Here is a 26,974-nt window from a genome sequence, read left to right on the forward strand (position 1 = left end):
GGAACCTTCAGTGAACCCGAATGTGGCATCTGAAAACTGTGGGAGCCAGCCTGCTGGCGATGGGGACGACTCGGTTGAAGGCCCTAAACAGGCTTGGCCCCCATCAACCCGGCAATCGCCACGAAGCAGACCAGGCCGAACAGCGCCAAGGCCAGGCTGAACCGCCCCACCCCGCCCGGCGCCTTGCGCAGCCGGTTCAGCCGCACCAGCAGCCAGAACCACGCCAGCGCCGCCACGGTGTAGAGCACGCTGGAGGCCAGCAGCCAGGTCTGCCCCAGCGGCCAGCCCACCAGATGCACCATCCACCAGCCGGTGAACGGCATGCTCAGCAGCGCCAGCGCCATCAGCAGCCAGACGAACACCCGCGGCCGCTGCAGCGTGCGGCTGCCCGCGGTAGCGTCACCCTTGCGCCGCGCCAGGAACACCCAGGCGCCCAGGCCCAGCGCGCCGAGCAACAACACGGCCGTCGCCGCCGTGTGCGCCACCTTGAGTGCAGTCAACGTTTCCATGATCCGGTTTCCTTATGGCCTGCCCATCAGCGTAGCCGCTCAGCCGAGAAACAGCTGATAGGCCGGGTTGTCGCTCTCGTCCCAGTACGGGTAGCCGATCGCCTCCAGCGCCGCCGGCACCAGGTGGCGCTCCTCGTGCGGCACCTGCAGGCCCGCCACCACCCGGCCGTCCGCCGCGCCGTGGTTGCGGTAGTGGAACATCGAGATGTTCCAGCGCCCGCCCAGTTTGTTGAGGAAGTTGAACAGCGCCCCCGGACGCTCCGGGAACTCGAAGCGCAGCACCACCTCGTCGACCACCTGCGCCGCGCGCCCGCCGACCATGTGGCGGATGTGCAGCTTGGCCAGTTCGTTGTCGGTCAGGTCGATCACCGGGAAGCCCTGTTCGGTCAGGCTCGCCAGCAGCGCGCTGCGCGGGTCGCTGTCCGGGTGGGTCTGCACGCCGACGAAGATGTGCGCTTCGCTGCCGGTGCTGTAGCGGTAGTTGAATTCGGTGATCTGGCGCTTGCCGATGGCCTCGCAGAACGCCTTGAAGCTGCCGGCCTTCTCCGGGATGGTCACGGCGATGATCGCTTCGCGGCCCTCGCCCAGTTCGGCGCGCTCGGCCACGTGGCGCAAGCGGTCGAAGTTGACGTTGGCGCCGGAGTCGATGGCGACGAAGGTCTTGCCGGCCACGCCGCGCTGCTCGACGTACTTCTTGATCCCGGCCACGCCCAGGGCGCCGGCAGGTTCGGTGATCGAGCGGGTATCGTCGTAGATGTCCTTGATCGCCGCGCAGATTTCGTCGGTGCTGACGGTGATCACCTCATCGACGTAGTCCTTGCAGATGTCGAAGGTGTGCTGGCCGATCTGGGCCACCGCCACGCCGTCGGCGAAGATGCCCACCGTCGGCAGCACCACGCGCTCGCCCGCCGCCATCGCCGCCTGCAGGCAGTTGGAGTCGTCGGGCTCGACGCCGATGACCTTGATGTCCGGGCGCAGGTACTTCACGTACGCCGCGATGCCGGCGATCAGCCCGCCGCCGCCGACCGGCACGAAGATCGCGTCCAGCGGCTGCGGGTGCTGGCGCAGGATCTCCATCGCCACGGTGCCCTGCCCGGCGATGGTGTGCGGATCATCGTAAGGGTGGATGTAGACGTAGCCCTTCTCATCGACCAGCTTCAGCGAATAGGCCAGCGCCTCCGGGAACGAGTCGCCGTGCAGCACCACCTTGCCGCCCCGTGAGCGCACGCCTTCGACCTTGATCTCCGGGGTGGTCTTGGGCATCACGATGGTGGCCTTCACCCCCAGCACCTTGGCCGCCAGGGCCAGGCCCTGGGCATGGTTGCCCGCCGAGGCGGTGACCACGCCGCGGGCGCGCTCTTCGTCGGTCAGCTGGGTCAGCTTGTTGTAGGCCCCGCGGATCTTGAACGAGAACACCGGCTGCAAGTCTTCGCGCTTGAGCCAGATGTCGTTGCCCAGCCGCTCGGAGAGCTGGCGGGCGTTCTGCAGCGGGGTTTCTACGGCAACGTCGTAAACGCGCGAGGTGAGGATCTTTTTGACGTACTGTTCGAGCATCGGAAGGCATCACTGGGCGGGTTGGGCAGGGCCAAGGAGTCTAACCCGGCTTTTGGCCGCACGACCACACGAATCCCGAGGTTTTACCCCGGCTTGGGGCTATAATGCCGGCCTTTCCGTTCTTACCTTGCCCGCTTCCGGAGCCCGCATGACCCAGGATCAACTCAAACAGGCCGTGGCCCAGGCCGCCGTCGACTTCATCCTTCCTAAACTCGACGACAAGAGCATCGTCGGGGTCGGCACCGGCTCCACCGCCAACTGCTTCATCGACGCCCTGGCCCTGCACAAGGGCGCGTTCGACGGCGCGGTCGCCAGCTCCGAAGCCACCGCCGCGCGCCTGAAGGGCCACGGGATCCCGGTGTACGAGCTCAACACCGTGAGCAACCTGGAGTTCTACGTCGACGGCGCCGACGAAAGCGATGCCCACCTGAACCTGATCAAGGGCGGCGGCGCGGCCCTGACCCGCGAGAAGATCGTCGCCGCCGTGGCGCAAACCTTCATCTGCATCGCCGACGCCAGCAAGCTGGTGCCGGTGCTCGGCGCGTTCCCGCTGCCGGTGGAAGTCATCCCGATGGCCCGCAGCCACGTCGCCCGCCAACTGGTGAAGCTCGGCGGCGACCCGGTCTACCGCGAAGGCGTGCTGACCGACAACGGCAACATCATCCTCGATGTGCACAACCTGCAGATCACCAACCCGGTGGAACTGGAAGCGCAGATCAACGCCATCGTCGGCGTGGTCACCAACGGCCTGTTCGCGGCGCGTCCGGCGGACCTGCTGCTGTTGGGCACCAGCGAAGGCGTGAAAACCCTGAAGGCTGAGTAACCCGAAACTGCCCACATTCTTCTGGGCAGATGAAAAACCTGTGGGAGCTGGCTTGCCAGCGATAGCGGTGTGTCAGTCGACCTGTTCAGTGACTGAAACTCCCTCATCGCGAGCAGGCTCGCTCCCACAGTGTTTTTGGGTGCGAATCAGTTTTGCGCAGGCTTCTTGAAGACGTAGAACAGGTTCGGCTCGCTCACCAGGTACAGCGTCCCGTCATCGTCCATCGCAATGCCTTCGGCCTGCGGCACGGTCTTCTTCAGGCCCTGCCGGCCCCCGCTCAGCGACATCGTGCTCAACGGGCGCCCGTCCACATCCAGTTCCAGAATCAGCCGCGACTCGTCGGACAGCGCCAGCAGATGGCCGCTGCGCTCGTCGTACTGCAGGCTCGACAGGTCCCGCACGAACATCCCGGCGTCGCGCTTGGGGTTGTTGATCACGTGCACGGCGTAGGACTTCTCCGGATTGAAGTGGGGAAAGCCGTGCACTTCATAGATCAGCATCGGGTCCCGCTCCTTGGCCACGAACAGGCGCTTGCCCACCGAATCGTAGGCCAGGCCTTCGAACCCCTTGTTGCCGCTCATGTGCACGCCGAGGGTCATCTGCTCCGCATCGGCCGCATCGAGGAACGTGGTGTCCTGCTCGAGGTGGATCTTGATCAGCCGCTGCTGGCGCTCGTCGGTGATGACGTAGGTGTCGGCGCTGATGAACTCCACCGCCTCCGGATCGCCGAAGCCGATCAGCGCCACCCGGCGCAGGATCCGGCCGTCCAGCGACAGTTCGATCAGCTCGGCGTTCTTGTTGGTGACGGTGAACAGGCTGTTGCGCACCGGATCGTAGGTCAGGGCCGACACATCGTCGTCCAGCCCGTCGATGGTTTTCGCCTCGACGTCCACCCGGTAGCGGTCAAGGCCGATGGCCTCGGCGCTGTGTGGCTGCCACAGCGCATGCAGGTTGAACCAGGCCCGTTCGAACAGGCGCAGGTACTGGCCGACGGCGATCAACGCGATCAAGGCCACCGCGGACAGCAGAATGAACAGGGGTTTGGGACGGGCGAATCGGCGCATGCGGACGGGCTCGGAATCAAAACGGGCGGATGGAATATCACGCCCGTCTGAACTGAAGCTTAATGGCCGCCGGCCCGTGAGGACAACCGCGCGCCTGGGGCGCCGGGGTCACTTCTGCTTTTCGAAGCGATAGAACAGGTTCGGCTCGCTGACGATGTACAGCGTACCCGCCTCGTCCATGGTCACGCCTTCGGCGCGGGGGATGGTTTTCTTCAGGCCGTTGAAGCCGCCGAGCAGGGTCATGAAGCTGACCTGCTCGCCCTTTTCGTCCAGCTCCAGCAGCAGGTGCGAATCGGCGGACAGCACCAGGGTGTGGCCGGTGCGCGGGTCGACGGCCAGGGCCGAGAGGTTGCGCAGGTCCAGCTCGTCGCTCGGCAGCTTCTGCTTGTCACCCTTGAGGGCCTGGCTGCCGTCGCTGCTCCAGGTGAACAACGCCGGCGGACGCTCCTCGCCCAGCAGCAGGCGTTGGTTGCGCTTGTCCCAGGTGATGGCCTCGAACGCCTTGTTCTGATCCTTGGACGGGCCCAGGTCGTACTTCGGATAGTCGTCGCGCTTGAGTTCGCGGGTGGCGGCGTCGACCTTGACGATCGACAGCAGGTGGTCGCGTTCGTCGACGATGGCCAGCAGGCCGTTCTCCATCACGGTGACGCCTTCCGGATTGCTCCAGCCCACCAGCGGCATCTTGCGCAGCACATCGCCCTGCAGGGTCAGCTCGACCAGGAAAGGGTTCTTGCCCATCACCGAAAACAGGGTTTTGGTCTGCGGGTCGTAGGAGAGATCCGACGCCTCGTCCTTTTCCATCCCCGGCAACAGCTTGGCGTCGATCACCGCGCGGTAGTCGGGCAGCCAGATGCTTTCCTTCTGCTCGGCGGCGCTCTCGAAACGCTCCTGCACCCACAGCAGGCCCCGGTCGTCCCAGTGCATGGCGTACGCCAGGCCATAAGCGACGGCGCCCACCAGCAGCAGCCAGGAATACCCACGCATGACGAACCGCGGGCGGCGGGCGGATTTGAGCTTGGGCAGCGATTGAGATGACATCAGAGGACGCGTTCCGAAAATTCAGGCTATGGGTAATAGCACAAAGGGGCCGGCTCAGACGCCAGAATGACCGGAATTATCCGTACAGGATGTGAAAAAAACGGCAAATGGCGGGATCGCCTTGCCTGTGGGGGCCGCTGCACCGATCCATCCCTTGCGGTGGCTGATCCAGCGAATCGCCAGCAGGCTGGCTCCCACAGAGGCCCCCCCCCCGATATCCGCAAGATACCTGACAGGCTCCAAGACCCTGTGGGAGCCTGCCTGCCGGCGATGGCGTCAGCGGCAATGACGGATCAGCGCACGCTGCTGGTGAAGCGGCTGGCGCCCGGCAACTCCAGCACGATGTCGTCGCCGACGTTCAGCGGCCCGACGCCCACCGGCGTGCCGGTGAGGATCACGTCGCCGGCCTGCAGCGAGAAGCAGCCTGCCATGTGCTGGATCATCGGCACGATCGGGTTGAGCATCGCGCTGCTGTTGCCGTCCTGGCGAACTTCACCGTTGATGGTCAGGCGGATGCCGATGTCGGTCAGGTCGGCGAAGGTGCCGGCGGCCACGAACGGGGCGATCACCGCCGCACCGTCGAAGGACTTGGCGATTTCCCACGGCAGGCCCTTGGACTTGAGCTCGGCCTGCTTGTCGCGCAGGGTCAGGTCCAGCGCCGGGGCGAAGCCGGAGATGGCGTCCAGCACTTCCTCGCGGCTCGGCCGGGTGGACAGCGGCTTGCCGATCAGCACGGCGATCTCGGCCTCGTAGTGCACCGAACCGCGCTCGGTCGGAATCTTGAACCCGCCCTCCAGCGGCACCACGCAACTGCCGGGCTTGATGAACAGCAACGGCTCGGTGGGCACCGGGTTGTCCAGTTCCTTGGCGTGTTCGGCGTAGTTGCGGCCGATGCACACCACTTTCCCCAACGGGAAGTGAATCCGCGTACCGTCGACGTATTGGTGCTGATAGCTCATTTACCGACTCCTGCCTTCATTGATTCACAAGGGTTGCGCTCAAACCGCGAAGATCTTGCCCGGGTTCATGATGCCGTTCGGGTCGAACACCGCCTTGACCGCTTTCATGTACTCGATTTCCGCCGGCGAGCGGCTGTAGGTCAAGTAATCGCGTTTGGTCATGCCCACGCCGTGTTCGGCGGAGATCGAGCCGTTGTACTTCTCGACGGTCTCGAACACCCACTTGTTGACGGTGGCGCACTTGGCGAAAAACTCGTCCTTGCTCAGGTTGTCCGGCTTGAGGATGTTCAGGTGCAGGTTGCCGTCGCCGATGTGGCCGAACCAGACGATCTCGAAATCCGGGTAGTGCTTGCCGACGATCGCGTCGATTTCCTGGAGGAACGCCGGGACTTTCGCCACGGTGACCGAAATGTCGTTCTTGTACGGCGTCCAGTGGGAGATGGTTTCGGAGATGTACTCGCGCAGCTTCCACAGGTTCTGCAGCTGGGTTTCGCTCTGGCTCATCACGCCGTCGAGCACCCAGCCCTGCTCCACGCAGTGTTCGAAGGTCTCCAGGGCCAGGTTGGCCACCTCTTCGGTGGTCGCCTCGAACTCCAGCAGCGCGTAGAACGGGCAGTCGGTCTCGAACGGCGCCGGCACGTCGCCGCGGCCCAGCACCTTGGCCAGCGCCTTGTCGGAGAAGAACTCGAACGCGGTCAGGTCGAGCTTGCCCTGGAAGGCGTGCAGCACCGGCATGATCGAGTCGAAGTCCGGGGTGCCGAGCACCATCGCGGTCAGGTTTTTCGGCGCCCGGTCCAGGCGCATGGTGGCCTCGACCACAAAGCCCAGGGTGCCTTCGGCGCCGATGAACAGCTGCCGCAGGTCGTAGCCGGTGGCGTTCTTGATCAGGTCCTTATTCAGTTCCAGCACGTCGCCCTTGCCGGTGACGACTTTCATGCCCGCCACCCAGTTGCGGGTCATGCCGTAGCGAATGACCTTGATCCCGCCGGCATTGGTGCCGATGTTGCCGCCGATCTGGCTGGAACCGGCGGAGGCGAAGTCCACCGGGTAGTACAGGTCATGCTCTTCGGCGGCGTTCTGCAGCTGCTCGGTGACCACCCCCGGCTGGCAGACGGCGGTGCGGTCGGTGAGGTTGATGTCGAGGATGCGGTTCATGTAGTCGAACGACACGACCACCTCGCCGTTGGCCGCCACCGCGGCGGCGGACAGCCCGGTGCGCCCGCCCGACGGCACCAGCGCCACCTTGTGCGCATTGGCCCAGCGCACGACGGCCTGCACCTGTTCGATGGTCTTGGGGAACACGACGGCGCTCGGCGCCGGGGCGAAATGCTTGGTCCAATCCTTGCCGTATGCGTTCAGGGAGTCGGCGTCGGTGAGGACTTTGCCGGGCTCGACCAGGGTCTTCAGTTCATCAATCAGGGCAGGATTGGTCATCGACAGAACTCTCGAACAATTCATGGTCATCCTGAAGACGCTTCACGTCGCAGGAATGAGTGATTAGCGGGGTGGCTATGCTAGCATACCGACCCCGCAGGCCAGTGCCCAACGGCGGTTCTGCGGCGACGGCTTTCCTGCCGTCCGGGTCAGCATCTGTTGACCATTTCCTGCCATTTTTCTCCGGGATACAGGTTTACGCAGATGAGCAAGACTTCTCTCGACAAGAGCAAGATCAAGTTCCTTCTCCTCGAAGGCGTCCACCAATCGGCTGTCGACGTCCTCAAGGCGGCGGGCTACACCAGCATCGAGTACCTCACAGGCTCCCTGCCGGAAGACCAGCTCAAGGAAAAGATCGCTGACGCTCACTTCATCGGCATCCGCTCGCGCACCCAACTGACCGAAGAGATCTTCGATCACGCGAAGAAGCTGGTAGCGGTGGGCTGTTTCTGCATCGGCACCAACCAGGTCGACCTGGAAGCGGCCCGCGAGCGCGGCATCGCCGTGTTCAACGCGCCGTACTCCAACACCCGCTCCGTGGCGGAACTGGTGCTGGCCGAGGCGATCCTGCTGCTGCGCGGCATCCCCGAGAAAAACGCTTCCTGCCACCGTGGCGGCTGGATCAAGTCCGCGGCCAACTCCTTCGAGATCCGCGGCAAGAAGCTGGGCATCGTCGGCTACGGCTCCATCGGCACCCAGCTGTCGGTCCTGGCCGAAGGCCTGGGCATGCAGGTGTACTTCTACGACACCGTGACCAAGCTGCCGCTGGGCAACGCCGTCCAGGTCGGCAACCTGCACGAGCTGCTGGGCATGTCCGACATCGTCACCCTGCACGTGCCTGAAACCGCCGCCACCCAGTGGATGATCGGCGAGAAGGAAATCCGCGCCATCAAGAAGGGCGGCATCCTGATCAACGCCGCCCGCGGCACCGTGGTCGAGCTGGACCACCTGGCCGCCGCGATCAAGGACAAGCACCTGATCGGCGCCGCCATCGACGTGTTCCCGGTGGAGCCGCGCTCCAACGACGAAGAGTTCGAAAGCCCGCTGCGCGGCCTGGACAACGTGATCCTGACCCCGCACATCGGCGGCTCCACGGCCGAGGCGCAAGCCAACATCGGCCTGGAAGTGGCGGAGAAGCTGGTCAAGTACAGCGACAACGGTACGTCGGTATCGTCCGTGAACTTCCCGGAAGTGGCCCTGCCGGCCCACCCGGGCAAGCACCGTCTGCTGCACATCCACGAGAACGTCCCGGGCGTGATGAGCGAGATCAACAAGGTCTTCGCCGAAAACGGCATCAACATCTCGGGTCAGTTCCTGCAGACCAACGAGAAGGTCGGCTACGTGGTGATCGACGTCGACGCCGAGTACTCGGAGCTGGCGCAAGAGAAGCTGCAGCACGTCAACGGCACCATCCGCAGCCGCGTGCTGTTCTGACCGGTCGCTGAGCAACAAAAAAGGGAGCTCCTCGGAGCTCCCTTTTTCATGCCCGCAGAACCGTCATTTCACCGTGATGGTGATCTTCTCCGAAACGATCGGCGGGTCGAACGCCATGTGGTTCTTGTCGCCCAGCTCCAGCTGCAGGGTGTGCTGGCCCGGAGCAAGTTTGATTTCTGCGAACGTCTGGGCCTTGCCGAAATGCATATGGTTGGCGTCGGTCGGCACCACTGCGCCGACCGGAACAGTCTCCTTGGCGTCGATCAGCAGATGGTGGTGACCGGTATTCGGCGTGGCATCACCAGCCGGTGCCAGCGCGACATCCTTGGTGCCGAACTTGACGGTGAAGGTCTGCGAAACCGTGGCTCCGTCCTCGGGAGAAACGATGAACACTTCGGCTCCCTTCGGCGCCGGCGTGGCCGCACTGGCCAGCACCGAAACGCCCATCAGCAAACCAGCCAAAGCAGCACGTGACATGAATGTTTTCATTCTCTTCTCCAGTTTTTCCGTAAAATCCGCGCGGTCATGACAACTTCATGACCATTCGTTGTCGAAGGCACTCGTCAACCATAGCAAAGCGAGCCTGAACATCAGGCCGCGACAATGATTTCAAAGGAGTGACCATGCGTTTCCTGCCTGGCCTGATCTGCCTGCTTCCCCTTCTGAGCCCCCTGGCCCATGCCGAACTGATGGATGACATCAACGACCGCGGCGAGTTGCGCATCGCCCTTGAGGCTAATACACCGCCTTTCAATTTCAAGGACGGCGACACGCTCGCGGGGTTCGAGGTCGAGCTGGGGCAACTGCTGGCCAACGAGCTGGATGTGCGGGCCGACTTCACCGTCACCGACGAAGGCGACCTGCTCCAGGGCGTCGAAAGCGGCAAGTACGACATCGCCCTCAACCACATGGCATTGACCCCGGCGCTCAAGGATCGTTTCGACGTCAGCGAACCCTACGGCCAGGTCAACCCGCGGTGGCTGGCCAAGAAGGACGAGCAGCCGCGCCCGCTGGTGCTGGTGCAGGCCCTGACCGAGGGCAAGCCCAAGGACGAAGCGCCGGTGGCGCTGGCGATTCCGTACCAGAAAGGCAACCCGGCGTTCCACGCGAGCCTGGAGAACGCGTTGCAGCGGATCAAGGCGGACGGCCGGCTGGCGACGCTGACGCAGAAGTGGCTGGAGCAGCCTGCCGAAAACCCATGAGCCTGTAGCCCTGCGGCGCCTTGGCGGACGCCATCGCCAGCAGGCTGGCTCCCACAAGGATCCAGGCTGAGTGCAGCGTTCGCGGTCAACGCAGAAGCGGGGTTCGCCCGCGAAGGCATGGGGTCAGGCGCCGGTGATGTCGGAGGGGCCGGCCCAATCGCCGGCAAGCCGGCTCCCACAGGTTTTGTGCTTGGGCACCGGATCTGTGGGAGCCAGCCTGCTGGCGATGGCGGCAGCGGGAGCGCCGCAGGTCAGTCGAGCGCTGCCAGGGCCTCGGCGGCCTGCGGCAGCTCCAGTTCGCTGAACACCTGCACGCCGTGGCGCTTGAGCAGCGCCGCGGTGACCCCTTCGCCCGAGACCTTCACCCCGCTGAACGTCCCGTCATAGGTCAGCCGGTTGCCGCAGGACGGGCTGTTGGCCTTGAGCACGGCGATCCGGATGCCGTGGCGGCGCACCAGCTCCAGGGCCTGCTGCGCCCCGGACAGGAACTGCGCGCTGACGTCCTCGCCGTCGGTGGTGATGACCGCGGCGGTGCCGTCCAGCACTTCACCGCCCTGCCCGCCTGGGATCTCCGCCGCCGCCCGGGGCGTGGGCAGACCGCCGGCCACCTCGGGGCACGTCGGCACCACGCGCCCCTCGGCCACCCATTGCTCCAGCAGCCCGAACGGCCCGCCGGCCCCGCCGTCGTAACGCACGGGGTGGCCGAGCAGGCAGCGGCTGACCAGGATCCGCTCCATCTCAGAACGGCTCGTTGCCGCGGCGGCGGAACCAGCCGGTCAGCGACAGGCGCTCGCGGTTGGCCGGCAGCACTTCGTGGGGCACGTCGCCGGAGAGGAACACCACCAGGCAACCGCCCGTGGGCTGCACGTCGTGGATGCGTTCGTCGTCCAGGTACATGCGCAGCTGGCCGCCGTCCTCCGGCAGCCAAGCGTCGTTGAGGTAGATCACCGCCGAGACCGCACGCCGGTCGTCGTCGCGGAAACGGTCGACGTGCCGGCGGTAGAACGCCCCCGGCGGATACAGGGCGAAGTGGCACTCGAAGTCTTCGAGGCCCAGGAACAGCCCGCGGTTGAGCGCCTCGCGCAGGCTGTCCATCAGGTTCAGGTAGCGGTCGCTGGCCGCGTCCTGGCCCGGTTCGAGCCATTGGATATGGTCGCCGCGAATGCCTTCGCGGACTTCCGTGGAGGCGCCGCGCCCGACCGCCGCCGGTGCCAGTTCGCCCTCGGCCGCGCGCTTGCGGCACTCGGCCGCCAACGCGCGGGTCAGGTCCTGGGGCAGGAAAATGTTCTGCTGCGACCAGCCATGGTCGGCGAGGTCGTCGACGATGCGCAGCAGCAGCGGGTGATCAGAGGATATGGGCATGGCGCGCATAGTATGCCGGCGGCGAGAAATCCGACAGAGCCACGCGGCGGCCTGATACGAATTCTCGACAAGTACCGGCACCGCACGGAGAATAGTCGGCTGCTGACAGGAGTCCTTATGCGCCGTTTGTTTTTCTCACTGTTGATGTTCTGCGTGTTGCCCGCCTGGGCAGACAGCCACGACCAGCTGTACAAGGTCGCCGGCTGGCCGGAACAGCGCGCGCATTTCAACGACGCCCTGAGCGCCGCGCAGCAGCGCTATCAGAACAGCCTGCCGCCGGCGGTGTTCCAGGCCCTGGTCAACAACAGCAACCAGCGTTTCGCCCCTCAGTCCGTGGATCGGCGCGCCGAAGCGCAACTGCGCCAGAACCTCGCCGACCCGAAACCGGCCCTGTCCTTTTTCCAGTCGCCGCTGGGCAAGAAGATCGTCGCCGCCGAGCTGCTGGCGACCCGCCGCGACCAACTGGCGAAGAACGCCAAAGGCCTGCCGAAGATGCCGGCCAGCGACAGCCGCCTGCTGATCATCGGGCACCTGGCCCAGGCGCTGCCCGCCCGCGAGGCCGGCGCCGAAGTCAGCCTGGCGATCGCCGGTGTGGCGGCCGACAGCCTCAGCTCGATGATTCCCGGCCTGCTCGGCGCCGGCCAGGCCCAGGGCATGCTCGACGGCCAGCGTCAGCGGCTGATGGAGCAGATCGGCGCCGACCTGAACAACACGCTGCTGTACGTCTACCGCGACCTGTCGGACGAAGAGCTGGAAGAGTTCGCGACCTTCGCCGAGTCCGCCGAGGGCAAGGCCTATTACCAAGCGGCGCTGGCGGCGATCCGGGCGGGGCTGGCGGTGGGCCAGAGCGCGTCGAACCTCGGCCAGTGATCCGTATCGCCTGACAGGGCCCCATCGCGGGCAAGTCGAATCGTCGCACCGCCGCTCCCACAGTGATCGCGGTCGTTCAAAAACCTTGTGTACGCCTCGAAACCTGTGGGAGCGGGCTTGCCCGCGATGGCGCCCGGAAGGCCGCTACCGCTGGTTGCCCTTGATCCGCTTGCTCAGGAACTCGAAATACTCCTCGCGCATCTCCACCACCTCGTTGGCCAGGTGGTGCCGCGCCTGCGGCAGCATCAGGATCTGCGGCCGGTCGAACTTCCACTTCAGCACCTGAAGGTTGTGCGGCCAGTCCACGGTCATGTCCGCCTGGCCCTGGACGATCAGCGGCCGGCGCGGGCTCTTCTTGGCGTATTCGATGCGCTCGATCCAGCGCGACAGCGCCCCGACCCACTTCGTCGGCAAACGCTTTGGCTGCAGCGGGTCGGCCTGCAGGAACGGCAGGAACGCCGGATCGTTGGTGTTCTCGCTGAAGCGCCGGGCGATGCCCCGGACGAAGGGCCGCAGCAGATAGTAGCTCAGCTGCGACCAGCCCCAGGCCCGCGGCCGCACCAGCGGCGCCAGCAAGATCACCTGGCCCTGGGCGGGGCTCTCGACGTTCGGGTCGAGCAGATGATCGACCACGATCGCCGCCCCCGTGCTTTGCCCGCACAGGTGCCACGGCTGCGGCAAGGCGATCGAGCGCGCCTCGGCGAACAGCCCGTGCAGGGCGTCCTGGTACTCGGAGAAGTCGCGGATGCTCGCCCGCTCGCCGCTCGACAGCCCGTGCCCCGGCAGGTCGCAGGCGATCACCGCGAAGCCCTGGTCCAGCGCCCAAGCGATCACATGCCGGTAGAGCCCGGTGTGGTCGTAGAAGCCGTGGAGCAGGAACAGCGTGCCCTTGGCGGTCTCCGGCCACCAGCAATGGCTGACCAGTTCGTAGCCGTCCACCTCGAAGCGGCCCATGCCGCGCCACACGTCGCGCTCGGGGAAGTCGGTGCGGTAGAACCGCTGGTACGCCTTGGCCTCGTCCGACAGCGGCTGCCACTGGGCCAGGGGCCGCAGGCCGGCACGCAGATGATCGGGGTTGAAGGTCGCAGACATGGGCACTTCCAGAACGGTGAACAGACTTTATCGGCCTGCGATATTCATCTGTCGCGGCAGGCATGGCAAGCTAGCCGGCCTTCGAGGATCGAAAACCATGCGTCCGCCCTACCGCACCGCCCTGTTCGCCAGCCTGCTCGCGCTCGTGTGCGCCGGGGTGCTGTGGGCGGCGTACGACTGGTTCCAGGGCCGTTACCTGCGCGCCTTCAGCTCACACACGGCGGTGTTCTCCGGCGATCCGCTGCGCCTGCCGGACGACCTCGCCGGTCCCGGCAGCATCCGCCTGGTGCATTTCTGGGATCCCGCCTGCCCGTGCAACGTCGGCAACCAGCAGCACCTGACGGAGATGGTCGAGCGCTTCAGCGCCAAGGGCGTGGAGTTCTTCGCGGTGCAGAAGGCCGGCAGCCACGGCCAGTTGCCCGCCGGCCTCGGCAACCTCAAGACCCTCGACGCGCTGCCCGGCGCCGAACAGATCCCCGCAAGCCCGGCGGTGGCGATCTGGGACCGCAGCGGCAAGCTGGCATACTTCGGGCCGTACAGCGAAGGCCTGACCTGCAACTCCGCCAACAGCTTCATCGAACCGATCCTCAATGCGCTCAGCGAAGACCGCCCGGTCAACGCCACCCACACGCTGGCGGTCGGCTGCTATTGTCCGTGGCCGGCGACCGGGCCTTAAGGCATTCCGGACTTTTCGAAAGACAGCGATGCACGGCGCACAAGGTCTGTGCTAATTGTTGACGGCCCCCATGGGCGGGGATCCCGAACGCACAAGGAGTCACCATGAAACGCGTCTTCACCGTTCTTGCCTTGCTCATCGTCGCGCTGCTCGTCGCCGCCGGCGGCTACGTGTACAGCAAGCAGCCGACGCGTCAGGGCCAGATGGCGCTGCGCAACCTGCAAGGCTCGGTGACCGTGCGCTACGACGAACGCGGCGTCCCCCACATCCGCGCCGAAAGCGAAACCGACCTCTACCGCGCCCTCGGCTACGTGCACGCCCAGGACCGGCTGTTCCAGATGGAAGCCATGCGCCGCCTGGCCCGAGGCGAGCTGGCCGAAGTGCTGGGGCCCAAGTTGCTCGACACCGACAAGCTGTTCCGCAGCCTGCGCATCCGCGAACGGGCCGCCAGCTACGTCGCCGGCCTCGACCGCCAGTCACCGGCGTGGAAGGCCCTGGAAGCCTATCTGGACGGCATCAACCAGTATCAGGACAGCCACGCCGCCCCCCTCGAGTTCGACGTGCTGGGCATCCCCAAGCGGCCGTTCACCGCCGAAGACAGCATCAGCGTCGCCGGCTACATGGCCTACAGCTTCGCGGCGGCGTTTCGCACCGAGCCGTTGCTGACCTACGTGCGCGACCGGCTCGGCGCCGACTACCTGAATGTCTTCGACCTCGACTGGCAGCCCAAGGGTGTGCTGGCCAAGGGGCGCAACCCTTCGGCGCTGGCCCTGGCCGCCAGCGACTGGCAAGACCTGAACGCCCTCGCCCGCCTCAGCGAACAGGCGCTGATCGACCACGGCCTGCCGCAGTTCGAAGGCAGCAACGCCTGGGCGGTCGCCGGCAGCCGCAGCAAGAGCGGCAAGCCGCTGCTGGCCGGGGATCCGCACATCCGCTTCTCGGTGCCGGCGGTGTGGTACGAGGCGCAGCTGTCGGCGCCGGGCTTCGAGCTGTACGGCTATCACCAGGCGCTGGTGCCGTTCGCGTTCCTGGGGCACAACCTGGACTTCGGCTGGAGCCTGACCATGTTCCAGAACGACGACCTGGACCTGGTGGCCGAAAAGGTCAACCCGGACAACCCGAACCAGGTCTGGCACCGCGGCCAGTGGACGGACATGGTCAGCAGCGAGCAGCAGATCGCGGTGAAAGGCCAGGCGCCGGTGACCGTCACCCTGCGCCAGTCGCCCCATGGCCCGATCGTCAACGACGCCCTCGGCACCGCCGCCGGCAAGACACCCATCGCCATGTGGTGGGCTTTCCTCGAAACGCCCAACCCGATCCTCGACGGTTTCTACCAGCTCAACCGCGCCGACACGCTGGCCAAGGCCCGCGCCGCGGCGGCCAAGGTGCAGGCGCCGGGGCTGAACATCGTCTATGCCAACGCCAAAGGCGACATCGGCTGGTGGGCGGCGGCCCTGCTGCCCAAGCGTCCGGCCGGGGTGAAGCCGGGCTTCATCCTCGACGGCGCGAGCAGCCAGGCGGACAAGGACGGTTACTACCCCTTCAGCGCCAACCCCCAGGAAGAGAACCCGGCGCGGGGCTACATCGTGTCGGCCAACTTCCAGCCGGTGTCGCCCACCGGCCTGGAGATCCCCGGCTACTACAACCTGGCCGACCGTGGCCAGCAGCTCAACCGCCAGCTCGCCGACAAGTCCGTGAAGTGGGACAACGAGGCCAACCAGAAGCTGCAGCTGGGCACCGCCACCGCCTACGGGCCGCGCCTGCTGGCGCCGCTGCTGCCGGTTCTGCGTGAGGTGGTGAGCGACCCGGCGCAGCTCAAGCTGATCGGGCAACTGACCCAGTGGCAAGGCGACTATCCGCTGGATTCGGTCAGCGCGACGGTGTTCAACCAGTTCCTGTACGACCTCGCCGACGCGGCGATGCGCGATGAGCTGGGCAACGACTTCTTCGAGACGCTGCTGTCGACCCGGGTGATCGACGCCGCGTTGCCGCGCCTGGCGGCGAACGCCGACTCACCGTGGTGGGACAACCGCGCCACCCCGGAAAAGGAAACCCGCGCCGACACCGTCAAGGCGGCCTGGCAGGCCAGCATGGCGCACCTGAAGCAGACCCTGGGCGACGACCCGGCGCGCTGGCAGTGGGGCACGGCGCACACCCTGACCCACGGCCACCCGCTGGGCCAGCAGAAGCCCCTGGATCGGATCTTCAACGTCGGCCCCTACGCCGCGCCGGGCAGCCACGAGGTGCCGAACAACCTCTCGGCGAAGATCGGCCCGGCGCCGTGGCCGGTCACCTACGGGCCGTCCACCCGGCGCCTGATCGACTTCGCCGACCCGGCCCACAGCCTCACCATCAACCCGGTGGGCCAGAGCGGCGTGCCGTTCGACAGCCACTACGACGATCAGGCCGAGGCCTACGTGGACGGGATGTACGTGCAGGCGCACTTCAGCGACGAGGAAGTGACGGCCAATACCCGCAGCACCCTCAAGCTGCTGCCGGCGCGGGCGGCCCAGTAACCTTCAGCGCGGCGCCTGGCAAGTCGAGTCGTCACACCGCAGCTCCCACAGGTATCGCGGATCACCGAAGACCACTGTGGGAGCGGGCTTGCCCGCGATGAGGCCCGCCGGATCGCCCCTGCCCCTCAGACCTGCAACGCAAAGTGCTGCCGGAACTGCAGCGGCGTCACGCCGAGCCTGCGGTTGAACACATTGCGCATGTGCTGCGCATCACGGAAGCCGCACCGGTAGGCGACGGTCTTGAGCGGCAAGGCCGTGCTCTCCAGCATCACCCGCGCCGCATCCACCCGTGCCCGTTCGACGAACTCCGCCGGGGTGACCTGCGCCTCACGGGCAAACACTCGGGAAAACGTGCGTGCGCTCATGTTCGCGGCCTTCGCCAGGTCAGCGATGGCCAGGTTCCCGTCCAGATGGGCCAGCACATACTGCTGCACCTGCGCGACCGCCGACGTCGGCTCGGCGTGGGGCGTCAGGAACGGGCTGAACTGCGACTGGCCGCCGGCGCGCTGGGTGAACACCACCAGGCGCTTGGCCACGTTCAGCGCCACATCCGCGCCGTGGTCGCGCGCCAGCAGATACAGCGTCAGATCGATCCCCGCCGTCACCCCGGCCGAGGTGTAGAGCGCGCCGTCCTCGACATACAGGCGGTCCGCTTCGACCCGGGCCTGCGGGCACAGCTGCGCCAGGGCCTGGGCATCGTTCCAGTGGGTGGTCACCGTGCGCCCCTCCAGCAGGCCGGCACGGGCCAGCATGAACGCACCGTTGCAGATCGAGCCGAAGCGCCGCGCCCGCCCGCAGGCCTCGCGCAGCCAGCCATCGAACGCCTCGCCGAAGGTTGTGAACGGCAATTGCGGTCCGCCGGCCACCAGCAGCAGGTCGTAGGTTTGCGACGCTTCGCGAAAATGCCGGTCGGGGGTCAGCGCCAAGCCGTTGGAGCAGCGCACCGGCCCGGTTTCGGTGCCGATCACTTCCAGGCGGTAGTGATCCTCCGGCGCCAGAAAGCGCCCGGCCTCGGCCAGCACGTCCATGGGGCCCGTGACATCCAGCGACTGCACGCCGGGGAACACCACGATGGCGACGGTTCTGTTCATGGTTCAGGCAAATCCCTGTGGCGAGGGCCCAAACCTTAGCCAATCCGCGCTCCGGAAGCGAGCTGGCACGATTTGCAGGCGCATTGGCAAGGATCGCAGCCATGGGTCGATTGTCCCGTTCCGGGCCGGGGAACAGACTTTGTCCATCAGCGCCGCCACGGCGTTTTCCACGAGGACGACTCCCATGAGCACCACCATCGCCGGCATCAGCATCCCCGACAGCGCACTGGCCCGCGCCACCACCGAATACATCCGCGACATCGAGTCCGACCTGCTCTATCACCACTCGCGCCGGGTGTTCCTGTTCGGCGCGCTGAGCGGCGAACGCCGGCAACTGGCCTACGACCCGGAGCTGCTCTACGTCGGCGCGATGTTCCACGACCTGGGCCTGGTCGAAGGCCACCGCAGCGACGACGAGCGCTTCGAGGTCGACGGCGCCAACGCGGCCGCAGCCTTCCTCAAGCCTTACGGTTTGAGCGACGACGACATCGAGCAGGTGTGGCTGTCGATCGCCCTGCACACCACCCCGGGCGTGCCCAAGCACTTGCGCCCGACCGTGGCGCTGGTGACCGCCGGCGTGGAGATGGACGTGCTGGGCATGGACTACGCCGCGTTCACCCACGTGCAGCGCGAAGCCGTAGTGCATGCGCACCCGCGGGGCGAGGGGTTCAAGGAGTGCATCATCTGCGCGTTCGCCGACGGCTTGCGCCACCGCCCGCAGACCACGTTCGGCAACGTGAAGACCGATGTGCTGAAGGATCAGGAACCGGGGTTCAAGCCGATGAACTTCGTCGAGGTCATCCGCCACTCACCGTGGATTTCCTGATCACATAAAAACCTGTGGGAGCGGGCTTGCCCGCGATGACGTCATAACAGCCAACAAATTTGTTGAATGTCAGACCGCTATCGCGGGCAAGCCCGCTCCCACAGGGATTGGGGACAACCACAGAACTGTGATCTCCCCCGGATTCAAGCCACTTCCGGGGTGGCCGAGCGGCGCACGTCCGGTTGCTTCCACGAATCGGCAGCGCTTTCCTCGATGGCTTGCTGGATCGCCTTGCGGCGCGCTTCCTCGGCACGGCGGCTGAAGAACCAGACCAGGAAGGTCACCAGCGACACCGCCAGCAGGATCAGGCTGGCCACGGCGTTGATCTCAGGCTTCACGCCCAGGCGCACCGCCGAGAACACTTCCATCGGCAGCGTGGTCGAGCCGGGGCCGGACACGAAGCTGGCCAGCACCAGGTCGTCCAGCGACAGGGCGAACGACATCATGCCGCCCGCCGCCAGCGACGGCGCGATCATCGGGATGGTAATCAGGATGAACACCTTCCACGGCCGCGCGCCGAGATCCATCGCCGCCTCTTCGATCGACAGGTCCAGCTCGCGCAGGCGCGCCGACACCACCACCGCCACATAGGCCGCGCAGAACGTGGTGTGGGCGATCCAGATGGTGACGATGCCGCGCTCCTGGGGCCAGCCGATCATCTGCGCCATGGCCACGAACAGCAGCAACAGCGACAGGCCGGTGATCACCTCAGGCATCACCAACGGCGCGGTGACCAGGCCGCCGAACAGCGTGCGGCCCTTGAAGCGGGTGATGCGGGTCAGCACGAACGCCGCCAGCGTACCCAGCGCCACGGCGGCGATCGCGGTGTAGCAGGCGATCTCCAGCGAGCGCACCACCGAACCCATCAGTTGGCTGTTGTCGAGCAGGCCGACGTACCACTTCACCGACCAGCCGCCCCACACCGTCACAAGCTTCGAGGCGTTGAACGAGTAGATCACCAGGATCAGCATCGGCAGGTAGATGAACAGCAGGCCCAGCACCAGCATCAGGCTGGAGAAACGGAAGCGCTTCATTCTTTACCCTCCATTTCCTTGGCCTGGCTGCGGTTGAACAGGATGATCGGCACGATCAGGATCGCCAGCATCACCACCGCCAGGGCGGAGGCCACCGGCCAGTCGCGGTTGTTGAAGAACTCTTGCCACAGCACCTTGCCGATCATGAGCGTCTCGGGGCCGCCGAGCAGTTCAGGGATCACGAACTCGCCCACCACCGGGATGAACACCAGCATGCAGCCGGCGATGATGCCGTTCTTGGACAGCGGCACGGTGATCTTCCAGAAGCTGTTGAAGGTGCTCGAACCCAGGTCGGACGCAGCCTCCAGCAGGCTCGGGTCATGCTTCACGAGGTTGGCGTAGAGCGGCAGGATCATGAACGGCAGGTACGAGTAGACCACGCCGATGTACACCGCAAGGTTGGTGTTGAGGATCTGCAGCGGCTCATCGATAAAGCCCATGCTCATCAGGAAGCCGTTGAGCAGGCCGTTGTTGCTGAGGATGCCCATCCACGCATAGACGCGGATCAGGATCGCCGTCCAGGTCGGCATCATGATCAGCAGCACCAGCACGGTCTGGGTTTCCTTGCGCGCGGTGGCGATGCCATAGGCCATCGGATAGCCGATCAGCAGGCACAGCAGCGTGCTGAAGAACGCCATCTTCAGCGAGCCGAGGTAGGCCGACAGGTACAGCTCGTCGTCGCCCAGCATCGCGTAGTTGCCCAGGTTCAGCAGCAGCTGCAGCTTCTGCTCGGCGTAGCTGTAGATCTCGGTGTACGGCGGGATGGCCACGTCGGCTTCGGCGAAGCTGATCTTCAGGACGATGAAGAACGGCAGCATGAAGAACAGGAACAGCCAGATGAACGGAACCCCGATCACCAGCTGGCGGCCACCGGGAACGATCCGGTTGAGGCGACGCTTGAGTTTGCGCATGTTCATGAGCGAAGCACCACGCCGCTGTCGTCTTCCCACCACACGTAGACCTGGTCGCCCCAGGTCGGACGCTGGCCGCGGCGCTCGGCGTTGGCGACGAACGACTGCACCAGCTTGCCGCTCGGCAGCTCGACGTAGAACACCGAATGGCCGCCCAGGTAGGCGATGTCGTGCACCTTGCCGCTGGACCAGTTGTACTCGCAGGTCGGCATGTCGGCGGTGACCAGCAGCTTCTCCGGACGGATCGCGTAGGTCACGGACTTGTCCTGCACCGAGGTGCTGATGCCGTGGCCGACGTAGATCTGCCGGTCCAGGTCCTTGCAGGTGATGGTCGCGTGGCCTTCGGCGTCGTCGATCACTTCGCCTTCGAAGATGTTCACGTTGCCGATGAATTCACAGACCAGACGGCTGGTCGGGGTTTCGTAGATGTCGATCGGGCTGCCGATCTGGGCGATCCAGCCCAGGTGCATGATCGCGATGCGCTCGGCCATGGTCATGGCCTCTTCCTGGTCGTGGGTCACCATCACGCAGGTCACGCCCACGCGCTCGATGATCTCCACCAGTTCCAGCTGCATCTGCGAGCGCAGCTTCTTGTCCAGCGCGCCCATCGGTTCGTCGAGCAGCAGCAGCTTGGGCCGCTTGGCCAGCGAACGGGCCAGGGCCACACGCTGACGCTGGCCGCCGGAGAGCTGGTGCGGCTTGCGCTTGGCGTACTGGCTCATCTGCACCAGCTTGAGCATCTCGGCCACGCGGGCGTCGATCTCGGCGGACGGGATCTTGTCCTGCTTGAGGCCGAAGGCGATGTTCTGCGCCACGGTCATGTGCGGGAACAGGGCGTAAGACTGGAACATCATGTTGATCGGACGCTCGTACGGCGGCATGTCGGTGATGTCGACGCCGTCGAGGAAAATGCGCCCCTCCGTGGGCCGTTCGAAGCCTGCCAGCATCCGCAGCAGGGTGGACTTGCCCGATCCCGAGCCGCCGAGCAGGGCGAAGATCTCGCCCTTCTTGATTTCCAGGGACACGTCGTCCACGGCAACCGTCTCGTCGAACTTTTTCGTGACCCGGTCGATTTTGACCAGCACCTGTTTCGGTGTCTGGTCGCCCTCGAGGGCTTTCTTGTAGGCGCCGGAGGCAACTGCCATTTACGAAACTCCCAACAGAATGTGCAGTTCGCCCACGCAAGACGAACGCTGGATAGTTTGATCCTTGAAGTTATTTGCCCGACTTGACCGTGGTCCAGCTGCGGGTCATCAAACGCTGAATCTTGGGCGGCAATTCCTTCGACACGTAGAGCTTGTCGAGGATGGCCTGCGGCGGGTAGACCGCCTCATCGGTGCGGATGGACTGTTCCATCAGCTTGTCCGACCCCGGGTTGGGGTTGGCGTAACCGACGTAGTCGCTGACCTGGGCGATCACCTCAGGCTTGAGCAGGTAGTTGATGAAGGCATGGGCCTCTTTGACGTTGGTCGAATCCTTGGGGATCGCCAGCATGTCGAACCACAGCGCACCGCCCTCTTTCGGGATCGCGTAGGCGATGTTCACGCCCTTCTTGGCCTCTTCGGCGCGGTGCTTGGCCTGGAAGATGTCGCCGGAGAAGCCGACCGCCACGCAGATGTCGCCGTTGGCGAGGTCGGTGATGTACTTGGAGGAATGGAAGTAGGTCACGTACGGACGCACCGCCAAAAGCTTCTCGGTGGCCTTCTTGTAGTCGGCCTCGCTGGTGCTGTTGGCGTCCAGGCCCAGGTAGTTGAGCACGGTCGGCATCATTTCGTCGGCCGAGTCGAGGAACGCCACGCCGCAGCTCTGCAGCTTCTTGATGTTCTCAGGCTCGAACAGCACGCCCCAGGAATCGATCTTGTCGACGCCCAGCACGGCCTTGACCTTGTCGACGTTGTAGCCGATGCCGTTGGTGCCCCACAGGTACGGCACGGCGTACAGGTTGCCCGGGTCGTTCTGCTCCAGGCGCTTGAGCAGCGCCGGGTCGAGATTGCCGTAGTTGCCCAGCTGGGACTTGTCGAGCTTCTGGAACGCCCCTGCCTTGATCTGCTTGCCCAGGAAGTGGTTCGACGGCACGACCACGTCGTAGCCGGTGCGGCCGGCCAGCAGCTTGCCTTCCAGGGTTTCGTTGGAGTCGAACACGTCGTAGACCGGCTTGATCCCGGTGGCCTTCTGGAAGTCCGCCAGGGTGGTCTCGCCGATGTAGTCCGACCAGTTATAAATATGCACCGTACCGGCGGCCTGGGCTCCGACAGCGAAGGTCAGGCCGACTGCGGCCAGCAGGGCATTGCGCAACGAAGAAAAAATAGGCAAGTGAAGGTCCTCTAAAATCAGTTGGGCCCAAGTTGCCCCGCATTGCATGACAGCCGTGGCTGCCCGGCAACAAAACCGGCGCGCAACTTACCCTCGAAAAACCGTTCAAGCAAAACTTTCAGTCATTTAATTGCGCCGCTGGCCGCCCTCGCGGGGACGACGGCCAGCGGTCGCTGCCTCAAACCGGCTTATTTGCCGGACTTGATCTTGGTCCAGCTGCGGGTCAGCTCACGCTGGGTCGCGGCCGGCAGGTCGGCGATCGCATACAGCTTGGCCTGCACGTCCGCCGGCGGGTAGATGCCCGGATCGCTGGTGATGTCCTTCTCCACCAGTGGCGTGGCGGCGGCGTTGCCGTTCGGGAAGCGTACGGCGTTGGTGATGCCGGCCATGACTTCAGGCTTCTGCAGGAAGGTCATGAACTTGTAGGCGCCTTCAACGTTTTCGGCATCCTTCGGAATGGCGACCATGTCGAAGAAGCTGCCAGCGCCTTCCTTCGGAATGGCGTAGCTGACTTTCACCTTGTCACCCGCCTCGGCGGCACGGGACTTGGCCTGCTGCACGTCACCCGAGTAGCCGACCGCTACGCAGATGTTGCCGTTGGCCAGGTCCGAGATGTACTTGGAGGAGTGGAAGTAGGTGATCGAAGGACGGATCTTGAGGAACAGTTCCTCGGCCTTCTTGATGTCGTCTTTCTTCTGGCTGTCGGTCGGCAGGCCCAGGTAATGCAGCGCGACCGGGATCATTTCGGTCGGCGAATCGAGGAAGCTCACGCCGCAGCCCTTGAGCTTGGCGATGTTCTCAGGCTTGAGCAGCACGTCCCAGGAATCGATCTTGTCGGTGCCCAGCGCCGCCTTGACCTTCTCCGGGTTGTAGCCGATGCCGATCGAGCCCCACATGTACGGGAAGGCGTGCTTGTTGCCCGGGTCGCTGACCGACACGGCCTTGAGCAGGTCCTGGTTCAGGTTCTTCCAGTTCGGCAGCTTGGAGGTGTCCAGCTCCTGGTAGACGCCGGCCTTGATCTGCTTGGCCAGGAAGTTGTTCGACGGCACGACCACGTCGTAGCCGGACTTGCCCGCCAGCAGCTTGGCTTCCAGGGTCTCGTTGCTGTCGAACACGTCGTAGACGACCTTGATCCCCGACTCCTTCTCGAAGTTGGCGATGGTGTCCGGCGCGATGTAGTCCGACCAGTTGTAGACGTGCAGCACTTTGTCGTCCGCGTGGACCGCACCCGCCATCATGCCCGCCACGGACAGGGCGAGCAGTGTCTTGCCAGCAAGCTTTTTACCTAATGCCTTCATGCGTCATGCTCCAAATTTTTCTTTTTTGAACCACTTTGTTCAGCGGCCGAACCCCGACAACCGGAACCGCGGCTAGTCTGGCAAGATCCGGGCCGGTCTTTCAAGGAAAGACCGGCCTTTCTGACAGCTCCGTGCGCGCATGCCGGCGGCACCCACGCAAAGAGCCTAGCACTTAGCCTTGCAACGCACTCAGAGTCAGGTCCAGGCACTTGCGCGCCTTGGTCACCAGCTCATCGATTTCCGCCTTGCTGATCACCAGCGGCGGGGCAATGATCATGGTGTCGCCCACGGCGCGCATGATCAGCCCGTTGTCGAAGCAGAACTGGCGGCAGATCATGCCCACGCCCTTGCCTTCGTAGCGCTTGCGGGTGGCCTTGTCCTGCACCAGCTCGATGGCCCCCAGCAGGCCGACCCCGCGCACTTCCCCCACCAGCGGGTGATCGTTGAGTTCGCGCAGACGCTTTTGCAAATACGGTGCCGTTTCCTCGTGGGCGCGCTCGATGATCTTCTCTTCGCGCAGGATGCGGATGTTCTCCAGCCCCACCGCCGCCGCCACCGGGTGGCCGGAGTAGGTGAAGCCGTGGTTGAAGTCGCCGCCCTCGTTGAGCACCGCCACCACTTCGTCGCGCACGATCAGGCCGCCCATCGGGATGTAGCCGGACGTCAGGCCTTTGGCGATGGTCATCATGTGCGGCTTGAGGCCGTAGAAATCGCTGCCGAACCACTGGCCGGTACGGCCGAAGCCGCAGATCACTTCGTCCGCCACGAACAGGATGTCGTACTTGGCGAGGATCTCCTTGATGCGCGGCCAGTAGGTGTCCGGCGGAATGATCACGCCGCCCGCGCCCTGGATCGGCTCGGCGATGAAGGCGCCGACGTTGTCCACGCCGATCTCCAGGATCTTCTCTTCCAGCTGGTTGGCCGCCCAGATCCCGAACTCTTCGGGGGTCATGTCGCCGCCTTCGGCGAACCAGTACGGTTGGGCGATGTGGACGATGCCCGGGATCGGCAGGTCGCCCTGCTCGTGCATGTAGGTCATGCCGCCCAGGCTCGCGCCGGCCACGGTGGAGCCGTGGTAGCCGTTCTTGCGGCTGATGATGACTTTCTTGTTCGGCTGGCCCTTGATCGCCCAGTAGTGGCGGACCATGCGCAGCATGGTGTCGTTGCCTTCGGAGCCGGAGCCGGTGAAGAACACGTGGTTCATGCCCTCGGGCGCCACGTCGGCGATGGCCTTGGCCAGTTCCAGCGCCGGCGGGTGGGCGGTCTGGAAGAACAGGTTGTAGTACGGCAGCTCGCGCATCTGTTTCGCGGCGGCGTCGGCCAGTTCGTCGCGGCCGTAGCCGATGGCCACGCACCACAGGCCGGCCATGCCGTCGAGGATCTTGTTGCCCTCGCTGTCCCACAGGTACACGCCCTTGGCATTGGTGATGATCCGCGGGCCCTTCTCCTTCAACTGCTTGAAGTCGCTGAACGGAGCCAGGTGATGCTCGCTGCTCAAGGTTTGCCACTCACGGGTTTGCGGGTTGTTGCTGGTCATGCCAATTCTCCTTGTTATCGGTGAAGGCGCGGCGTGCGACGGCCGCGCCGGGCGCGTCAGACGGCGAACAGCAGGTATTCGCGCTCCCACGAACTGATCACGCGCTTGAAGTTTTCATGCTCGGCCCGCTTGACCGCGACGTAGCCGGTGATGAAGTTCTTGCCCAGGTATTTCTCGATGGTGGCGCTCTTCTCCATGCGCTCCAGGGCGTCCTCGATGGTCAGCGGCAGGCGCAGGTTGCGGCGCTCGTAGCCGCGGCCCACCACCGGCGCGCTCGGGTTGAAGCCCTCGACCATGCCGATGTAGCCGCACAGCAGGCTCGCGGCGATGGCCAGGTACGGGTTGGCGTCGGCGCCCGGCAGGCGGTTCTCCACCCGGCGGTTCTGCGGGCCGGCATCCGGCACGCGCAGGCCCACGGTGCGGTTCTCTTCGCCCCACTCCACGTTCACCGGCGCCGAGGTGTCCGGCAGGAAGCGGCGGAACGAGTTGACGTTCGGCGCGAACAGCGGCAACAGCTCGGGGATCAGCTTCTGCAGGCCGCCGATGTGGTGCAGGAACAGCTGGCTCATGGTGCCGTCTTCGTTGGAGAAGATGTTCTTGCCGGTCTCGATGTCGATGATGCTCTGGTGCAAGTGCATCGCACTGCCCGGTTCGCCGGTCATCGGCTTGGCCATGAAGGTCGCGGCCACGTCGTGCTTGAGCGCGGCTTCGCGCATGGTGCGCTTGAACACCAGGATCTGGTCGGCCAGGGACAGCGCGTCGCCGTGACGGAAGTTGATTTCCATCTGCGCGGTGCCGTCCTCGTGGATCAGGGTGTCCAGGTCCAGCTCCTGCAGTTCGCACCAGTCGTAGACGTCTTCGAACAGCGGGTCGAATTCGTTCGCCGCCTCGATGGAGAACGACTGGCGGCCGATCTCCGGACGCCCGGAGCGGCCCACCGGCGGCTGCAGCGGATAGTCGGGGTCGTCGCTGCGCTTGGTCAGGTAGAACTCCATCTCCGGCGCCACGATCGGCTGCCAGCCCTTGTCGGCATAGAGCTTCAGAACCTTCTTGAGCACGTTGCGCGGCGACAGCTCGATGGGGTTGCCCTGCTTGTCGTAGGTGTCGTGGATCACCTGGGCGGTCGGCTCGATGGCCCACGGCACCAGGTACACCGCGCTCTGGTCGGGACGGCAGACCATGTCGATGTCCGCCGGGTCGAGCAGTTCGTAATAGATGTCGTCTTCGACGTAGTCGCCGGTCACGGTCTGCAGCAGCACGCTCTCCGGCAGGCGCATGCCCTTTTCGGCGATGAATTTGTTGGTCGGCGAGATCTTGCCCCGGGTGATGCCGGTCAGGTCGCTGATCATGCATTCGACTTCTGTGATCTTGTGGTCTTTCAACCAATCGGTGAGCTGGTCGAGGTTGGTGCTCATAAGTGCCTCTGGGCTG

General features: G+C 65.1%; 25 protein-coding genes. 7 read left to right on the plus strand and 18 right to left on the minus strand.

Features of this window, described 5'->3' with window-relative positions:
• Positions 1-83 precede the first annotated feature (83 nt).
• Together CAG33_RS04120 and ilvA are read right to left on the minus strand one after the other, a co-directional pair.
• On the minus strand, positions 84-509 hold the full coding sequence (locus CAG33_RS04120; RefSeq protein ID WP_085580961.1) for a DUF2269 family protein: 426 nt from the start codon (positions 507-509) through the stop codon (positions 84-86).
• 39 nt (positions 510-548) lie between these two features.
• Entirely contained in the window at positions 549-2,063 is a 1,515-nt protein-coding gene (gene ilvA / locus CAG33_RS04125; RefSeq protein WP_085580963.1) for a threonine ammonia-lyase, biosynthetic, read from the minus strand.
• Positions 2,064-2,211: 148 nt separating this feature from the next.
• Here ilvA and rpiA point away from each other — a divergent pair, with 148 nt between their 5' ends.
• Entirely contained in the window at positions 2,212-2,886 is a 675-nt protein-coding gene (rpiA, locus tag CAG33_RS04130) for a ribose-5-phosphate isomerase RpiA (RefSeq protein WP_085580965.1), read from the plus strand.
• Positions 2,887-3,032: 146 nt separating this feature from the next.
• Here rpiA and CAG33_RS04135 read toward each other — a convergent pair whose 3' ends face one another.
• The 4 genes from CAG33_RS04135 to CAG33_RS04150 all read right to left on the minus strand — a co-directional run bounded on the left by CAG33_RS04135 (position 3,033) and on the right by CAG33_RS04150 (position 7,381).
• Complete coding sequence (locus CAG33_RS04135) at positions 3,033-3,950, minus strand: SdiA-regulated domain-containing protein (RefSeq protein ID WP_085580967.1); 918 nt, start codon at positions 3,948-3,950, stop codon at positions 3,033-3,035.
• A 108-nt stretch (positions 3,951-4,058) separates the two neighbouring features.
• The gene (locus CAG33_RS04140; RefSeq protein ID WP_085580970.1) at positions 4,059-4,988 is read right to left on the minus strand and encodes an SdiA-regulated domain-containing protein; all 930 of its coding nucleotides are present in this window, start codon (positions 4,986-4,988) and stop codon (positions 4,059-4,061) included.
• Positions 4,989-5,281: 293 nt separating this feature from the next.
• The gene (locus CAG33_RS04145; RefSeq protein WP_085580972.1) at positions 5,282-5,947 is read right to left on the minus strand and encodes a fumarylacetoacetate hydrolase family protein; all 666 of its coding nucleotides are present in this window, start codon (positions 5,945-5,947) and stop codon (positions 5,282-5,284) included.
• Positions 5,948-5,986: 39 nt separating this feature from the next.
• On the minus strand, positions 5,987-7,381 hold the full coding sequence (locus tag CAG33_RS04150; protein WP_085637078.1) for an FAD-binding oxidoreductase: 1,395 nt from the start codon (positions 7,379-7,381) through the stop codon (positions 5,987-5,989).
• A 204-nt stretch (positions 7,382-7,585) separates the two neighbouring features.
• Here CAG33_RS04150 and serA point away from each other — a divergent pair, with 204 nt between their 5' ends.
• Positions 7,586-8,815 carry a phosphoglycerate dehydrogenase gene (gene serA / locus CAG33_RS04160; RefSeq protein WP_085580977.1) on the plus strand — a complete coding sequence of 410 codons (1,230 nt, stop codon included), beginning with the start codon at positions 7,586-7,588 and terminating at the stop codon, positions 8,813-8,815.
• Between the two features lie 63 nt (positions 8,816-8,878).
• Here serA and CAG33_RS04165 read toward each other — a convergent pair whose 3' ends face one another.
• Entirely contained in the window at positions 8,879-9,304 is a 426-nt protein-coding gene (locus CAG33_RS04165) for a DUF4399 domain-containing protein (protein WP_085580979.1), read from the minus strand.
• 134 nt (positions 9,305-9,438) lie between these two features.
• Between CAG33_RS04165 and CAG33_RS04170 the strand changes: the two genes are divergently transcribed.
• Positions 9,439-10,017, plus strand: coding sequence for a transporter substrate-binding domain-containing protein (locus CAG33_RS04170; RefSeq protein ID WP_085637081.1), 579 nt, complete (start codon positions 9,439-9,441; stop codon positions 10,015-10,017).
• Positions 10,018-10,268: 251 nt separating this feature from the next.
• Here CAG33_RS04170 and CAG33_RS04175 read toward each other — a convergent pair whose 3' ends face one another.
• Positions 10,269-10,754 (minus strand): DUF523 domain-containing protein, encoded by a 486-nt coding sequence (locus tag CAG33_RS04175; protein ID WP_085637084.1) that lies wholly within the window; start codon positions 10,752-10,754, stop codon positions 10,269-10,271.
• Position 10,755: 1 nt separating this feature from the next.
• On the minus strand, positions 10,756-11,388 hold the full coding sequence (locus tag CAG33_RS04180; protein WP_085580983.1) for a 2OG-Fe(II) oxygenase: 633 nt from the start codon (positions 11,386-11,388) through the stop codon (positions 10,756-10,758).
• 108 nt (positions 11,389-11,496) lie between these two features.
• Between CAG33_RS04180 and CAG33_RS04185 the strand changes: the two genes are divergently transcribed.
• Positions 11,497-12,249, plus strand: a complete 753-nt coding sequence (locus CAG33_RS04185) for a DUF2059 domain-containing protein (protein ID WP_085580986.1) — start codon at positions 11,497-11,499, stop codon at positions 12,247-12,249.
• A 144-nt stretch (positions 12,250-12,393) separates the two neighbouring features.
• Here CAG33_RS04185 and CAG33_RS04190 read toward each other — a convergent pair whose 3' ends face one another.
• A complete protein-coding gene (locus CAG33_RS04190; protein ID WP_085580988.1) occupies positions 12,394-13,341 on the minus strand; it encodes an alpha/beta hydrolase in 948 nt (315 codons plus the stop codon).
• Between the two features lie 97 nt (positions 13,342-13,438).
• On the opposite strand from CAG33_RS04190, the gene CAG33_RS04195 reads away from it, so the two are divergent.
• Together CAG33_RS04195 and CAG33_RS04200 are read left to right on the plus strand one after the other, a co-directional pair.
• Positions 13,439-14,017 (plus strand): DUF6436 domain-containing protein, encoded by a 579-nt coding sequence (locus tag CAG33_RS04195; RefSeq protein WP_085580990.1) that lies wholly within the window; start codon positions 13,439-13,441, stop codon positions 14,015-14,017.
• Between the two features lie 104 nt (positions 14,018-14,121).
• Positions 14,122-16,533 carry a penicillin acylase family protein gene (locus tag CAG33_RS04200; protein ID WP_085637087.1) on the plus strand — a complete coding sequence of 804 codons (2,412 nt, stop codon included), beginning with the start codon at positions 14,122-14,124 and terminating at the stop codon, positions 16,531-16,533.
• 125 nt (positions 16,534-16,658) lie between these two features.
• Here the strand turns inward: CAG33_RS04200 and CAG33_RS04205 are convergent, their stop codons facing one another.
• A complete protein-coding gene (locus CAG33_RS04205) occupies positions 16,659-17,624 on the minus strand; it encodes a GlxA family transcriptional regulator (protein ID WP_085580994.1) in 966 nt (321 codons plus the stop codon).
• 184 nt (positions 17,625-17,808) lie between these two features.
• On the opposite strand from CAG33_RS04205, the gene CAG33_RS04210 reads away from it, so the two are divergent.
• Positions 17,809-18,450 carry an HD domain-containing protein gene (locus CAG33_RS04210; protein WP_085580996.1) on the plus strand — a complete coding sequence of 214 codons (642 nt, stop codon included), beginning with the start codon at positions 17,809-17,811 and terminating at the stop codon, positions 18,448-18,450.
• Between the two features lie 143 nt (positions 18,451-18,593).
• Here CAG33_RS04210 and CAG33_RS04215 read toward each other — a convergent pair whose 3' ends face one another.
• The 7 genes from CAG33_RS04215 to CAG33_RS04245 all read right to left on the minus strand — a co-directional run bounded on the left by CAG33_RS04215 (position 18,594) and on the right by CAG33_RS04245 (position 26,958).
• Positions 18,594-19,484 carry an ABC transporter permease subunit gene (locus tag CAG33_RS04215; RefSeq protein ID WP_085637090.1) on the minus strand — a complete coding sequence of 297 codons (891 nt, stop codon included), beginning with the start codon at positions 19,482-19,484 and terminating at the stop codon, positions 18,594-18,596.
• Positions 19,481-20,401, minus strand: coding sequence for an ABC transporter permease subunit (locus tag CAG33_RS04220; RefSeq protein ID WP_085581000.1), 921 nt, complete (start codon positions 20,399-20,401; stop codon positions 19,481-19,483). Before CAG33_RS04220 ends, CAG33_RS04215 begins: the two co-directional genes overlap by 4 nt.
• Entirely contained in the window at positions 20,398-21,540 is a 1,143-nt protein-coding gene (locus CAG33_RS04225) for an ABC transporter ATP-binding protein (protein ID WP_085581002.1), read from the minus strand. The genes CAG33_RS04220 and CAG33_RS04225 overlap by 4 nt, the downstream gene beginning before the upstream one ends.
• A 70-nt stretch (positions 21,541-21,610) precedes the next feature.
• Complete coding sequence (locus tag CAG33_RS04230) at positions 21,611-22,708, minus strand: polyamine ABC transporter substrate-binding protein (protein ID WP_085581004.1); 1,098 nt, start codon at positions 22,706-22,708, stop codon at positions 21,611-21,613.
• Between the two features lie 188 nt (positions 22,709-22,896).
• Positions 22,897-24,006 carry a polyamine ABC transporter substrate-binding protein gene (locus tag CAG33_RS04235; RefSeq protein ID WP_085581006.1) on the minus strand — a complete coding sequence of 370 codons (1,110 nt, stop codon included), beginning with the start codon at positions 24,004-24,006 and terminating at the stop codon, positions 22,897-22,899.
• Between the two features lie 172 nt (positions 24,007-24,178).
• Positions 24,179-25,543: an aspartate aminotransferase family protein gene (locus CAG33_RS04240; RefSeq protein WP_085581008.1), complete on the minus strand. Its 1,365-nt coding sequence runs from the start codon at positions 25,541-25,543 to the stop codon at positions 24,179-24,181.
• Positions 25,544-25,599: 56 nt separating this feature from the next.
• The gene (locus CAG33_RS04245) at positions 25,600-26,958 is read right to left on the minus strand and encodes a glutamine synthetase family protein (RefSeq protein ID WP_085581010.1); all 1,359 of its coding nucleotides are present in this window, start codon (positions 26,956-26,958) and stop codon (positions 25,600-25,602) included.
• Positions 26,959-26,974 lie beyond the last annotated feature (16 nt).

Origin of the sequence: Pseudomonas sp. B3(2017) (assembly GCF_002113595.1) — a bacterium.
Lineage (GTDB): Bacteria > Pseudomonadota > Gammaproteobacteria > Pseudomonadales > Pseudomonadaceae > Aquipseudomonas > Aquipseudomonas ekonensis.

Bases quoted from the DNA above. Each gene is read 5' to 3' on its own strand.
- CAG33_RS04205 (WP_085580994.1), bottom strand. From the start codon at position 17,624: ATGAACAGAACCGTCGCCATCGTGGTGTTCCCCGGCGTGCAGTCGCTG.
- CAG33_RS04165 (WP_085580979.1), bottom strand. From the start codon at position 9,304: ATGAAAACATTCATGTCACGTGCTGCTTTGGCTGGTTTGCTGATGGGC.
- CAG33_RS04190 (WP_085580988.1), bottom strand. From the start codon at position 13,341: ATGTCTGCGACCTTCAACCCCGATCATCTGCGTGCCGGCCTGCGGCCC.
- CAG33_RS04200 (WP_085637087.1), top strand. From the start codon at position 14,122: ATGAAACGCGTCTTCACCGTTCTTGCCTTGCTCATCGTCGCGCTGCTC.
- CAG33_RS04240 (WP_085581008.1), bottom strand. From the start codon at position 25,543: ATGACCAGCAACAACCCGCAAACCCGTGAGTGGCAAACCTTGAGCAGC.
- CAG33_RS04120 (WP_085580961.1), bottom strand. From the start codon at position 509: ATGGAAACGTTGACTGCACTCAAGGTGGCGCACACGGCGGCGACGGCC.
- rpiA (WP_085580965.1), top strand. From the start codon at position 2,212: ATGACCCAGGATCAACTCAAACAGGCCGTGGCCCAGGCCGCCGTCGAC.
- CAG33_RS04185 (WP_085580986.1), top strand. From the start codon at position 11,497: ATGCGCCGTTTGTTTTTCTCACTGTTGATGTTCTGCGTGTTGCCCGCC.
- CAG33_RS04195 (WP_085580990.1), top strand. From the start codon at position 13,439: ATGCGTCCGCCCTACCGCACCGCCCTGTTCGCCAGCCTGCTCGCGCTC.
- CAG33_RS04170 (WP_085637081.1), top strand. From the start codon at position 9,439: ATGCGTTTCCTGCCTGGCCTGATCTGCCTGCTTCCCCTTCTGAGCCCC.
- CAG33_RS04140 (WP_085580970.1), bottom strand. From the start codon at position 4,988: ATGTCATCTCAATCGCTGCCCAAGCTCAAATCCGCCCGCCGCCCGCGG.
- CAG33_RS04235 (WP_085581006.1), bottom strand. From the start codon at position 24,006: ATGAAGGCATTAGGTAAAAAGCTTGCTGGCAAGACACTGCTCGCCCTG.
- CAG33_RS04180 (WP_085580983.1), bottom strand. From the start codon at position 11,388: ATGCGCGCCATGCCCATATCCTCTGATCACCCGCTGCTGCTGCGCATC.
- CAG33_RS04175 (WP_085637084.1), bottom strand. From the start codon at position 10,754: ATGGAGCGGATCCTGGTCAGCCGCTGCCTGCTCGGCCACCCCGTGCGT.
- CAG33_RS04215 (WP_085637090.1), bottom strand. From the start codon at position 19,484: ATGAAGCGCTTCCGTTTCTCCAGCCTGATGCTGGTGCTGGGCCTGCTG.
- CAG33_RS04150 (WP_085637078.1), bottom strand. From the start codon at position 7,381: ATGACCAATCCTGCCCTGATTGATGAACTGAAGACCCTGGTCGAGCCC.
- CAG33_RS04210 (WP_085580996.1), top strand. From the start codon at position 17,809: ATGAGCACCACCATCGCCGGCATCAGCATCCCCGACAGCGCACTGGCC.
- CAG33_RS04245 (WP_085581010.1), bottom strand. From the start codon at position 26,958: ATGAGCACCAACCTCGACCAGCTCACCGATTGGTTGAAAGACCACAAG.
- CAG33_RS04220 (WP_085581000.1), bottom strand. From the start codon at position 20,401: ATGAACATGCGCAAACTCAAGCGTCGCCTCAACCGGATCGTTCCCGGT.
- serA (WP_085580977.1), top strand. From the start codon at position 7,586: ATGAGCAAGACTTCTCTCGACAAGAGCAAGATCAAGTTCCTTCTCCTC.
- ilvA (WP_085580963.1), bottom strand. From the start codon at position 2,063: ATGCTCGAACAGTACGTCAAAAAGATCCTCACCTCGCGCGTTTACGAC.
- CAG33_RS04225 (WP_085581002.1), bottom strand. From the start codon at position 21,540: ATGGCAGTTGCCTCCGGCGCCTACAAGAAAGCCCTCGAGGGCGACCAG.
- CAG33_RS04135 (WP_085580967.1), bottom strand. From the start codon at position 3,950: ATGCGCCGATTCGCCCGTCCCAAACCCCTGTTCATTCTGCTGTCCGCG.
- CAG33_RS04145 (WP_085580972.1), bottom strand. From the start codon at position 5,947: ATGAGCTATCAGCACCAATACGTCGACGGTACGCGGATTCACTTCCCG.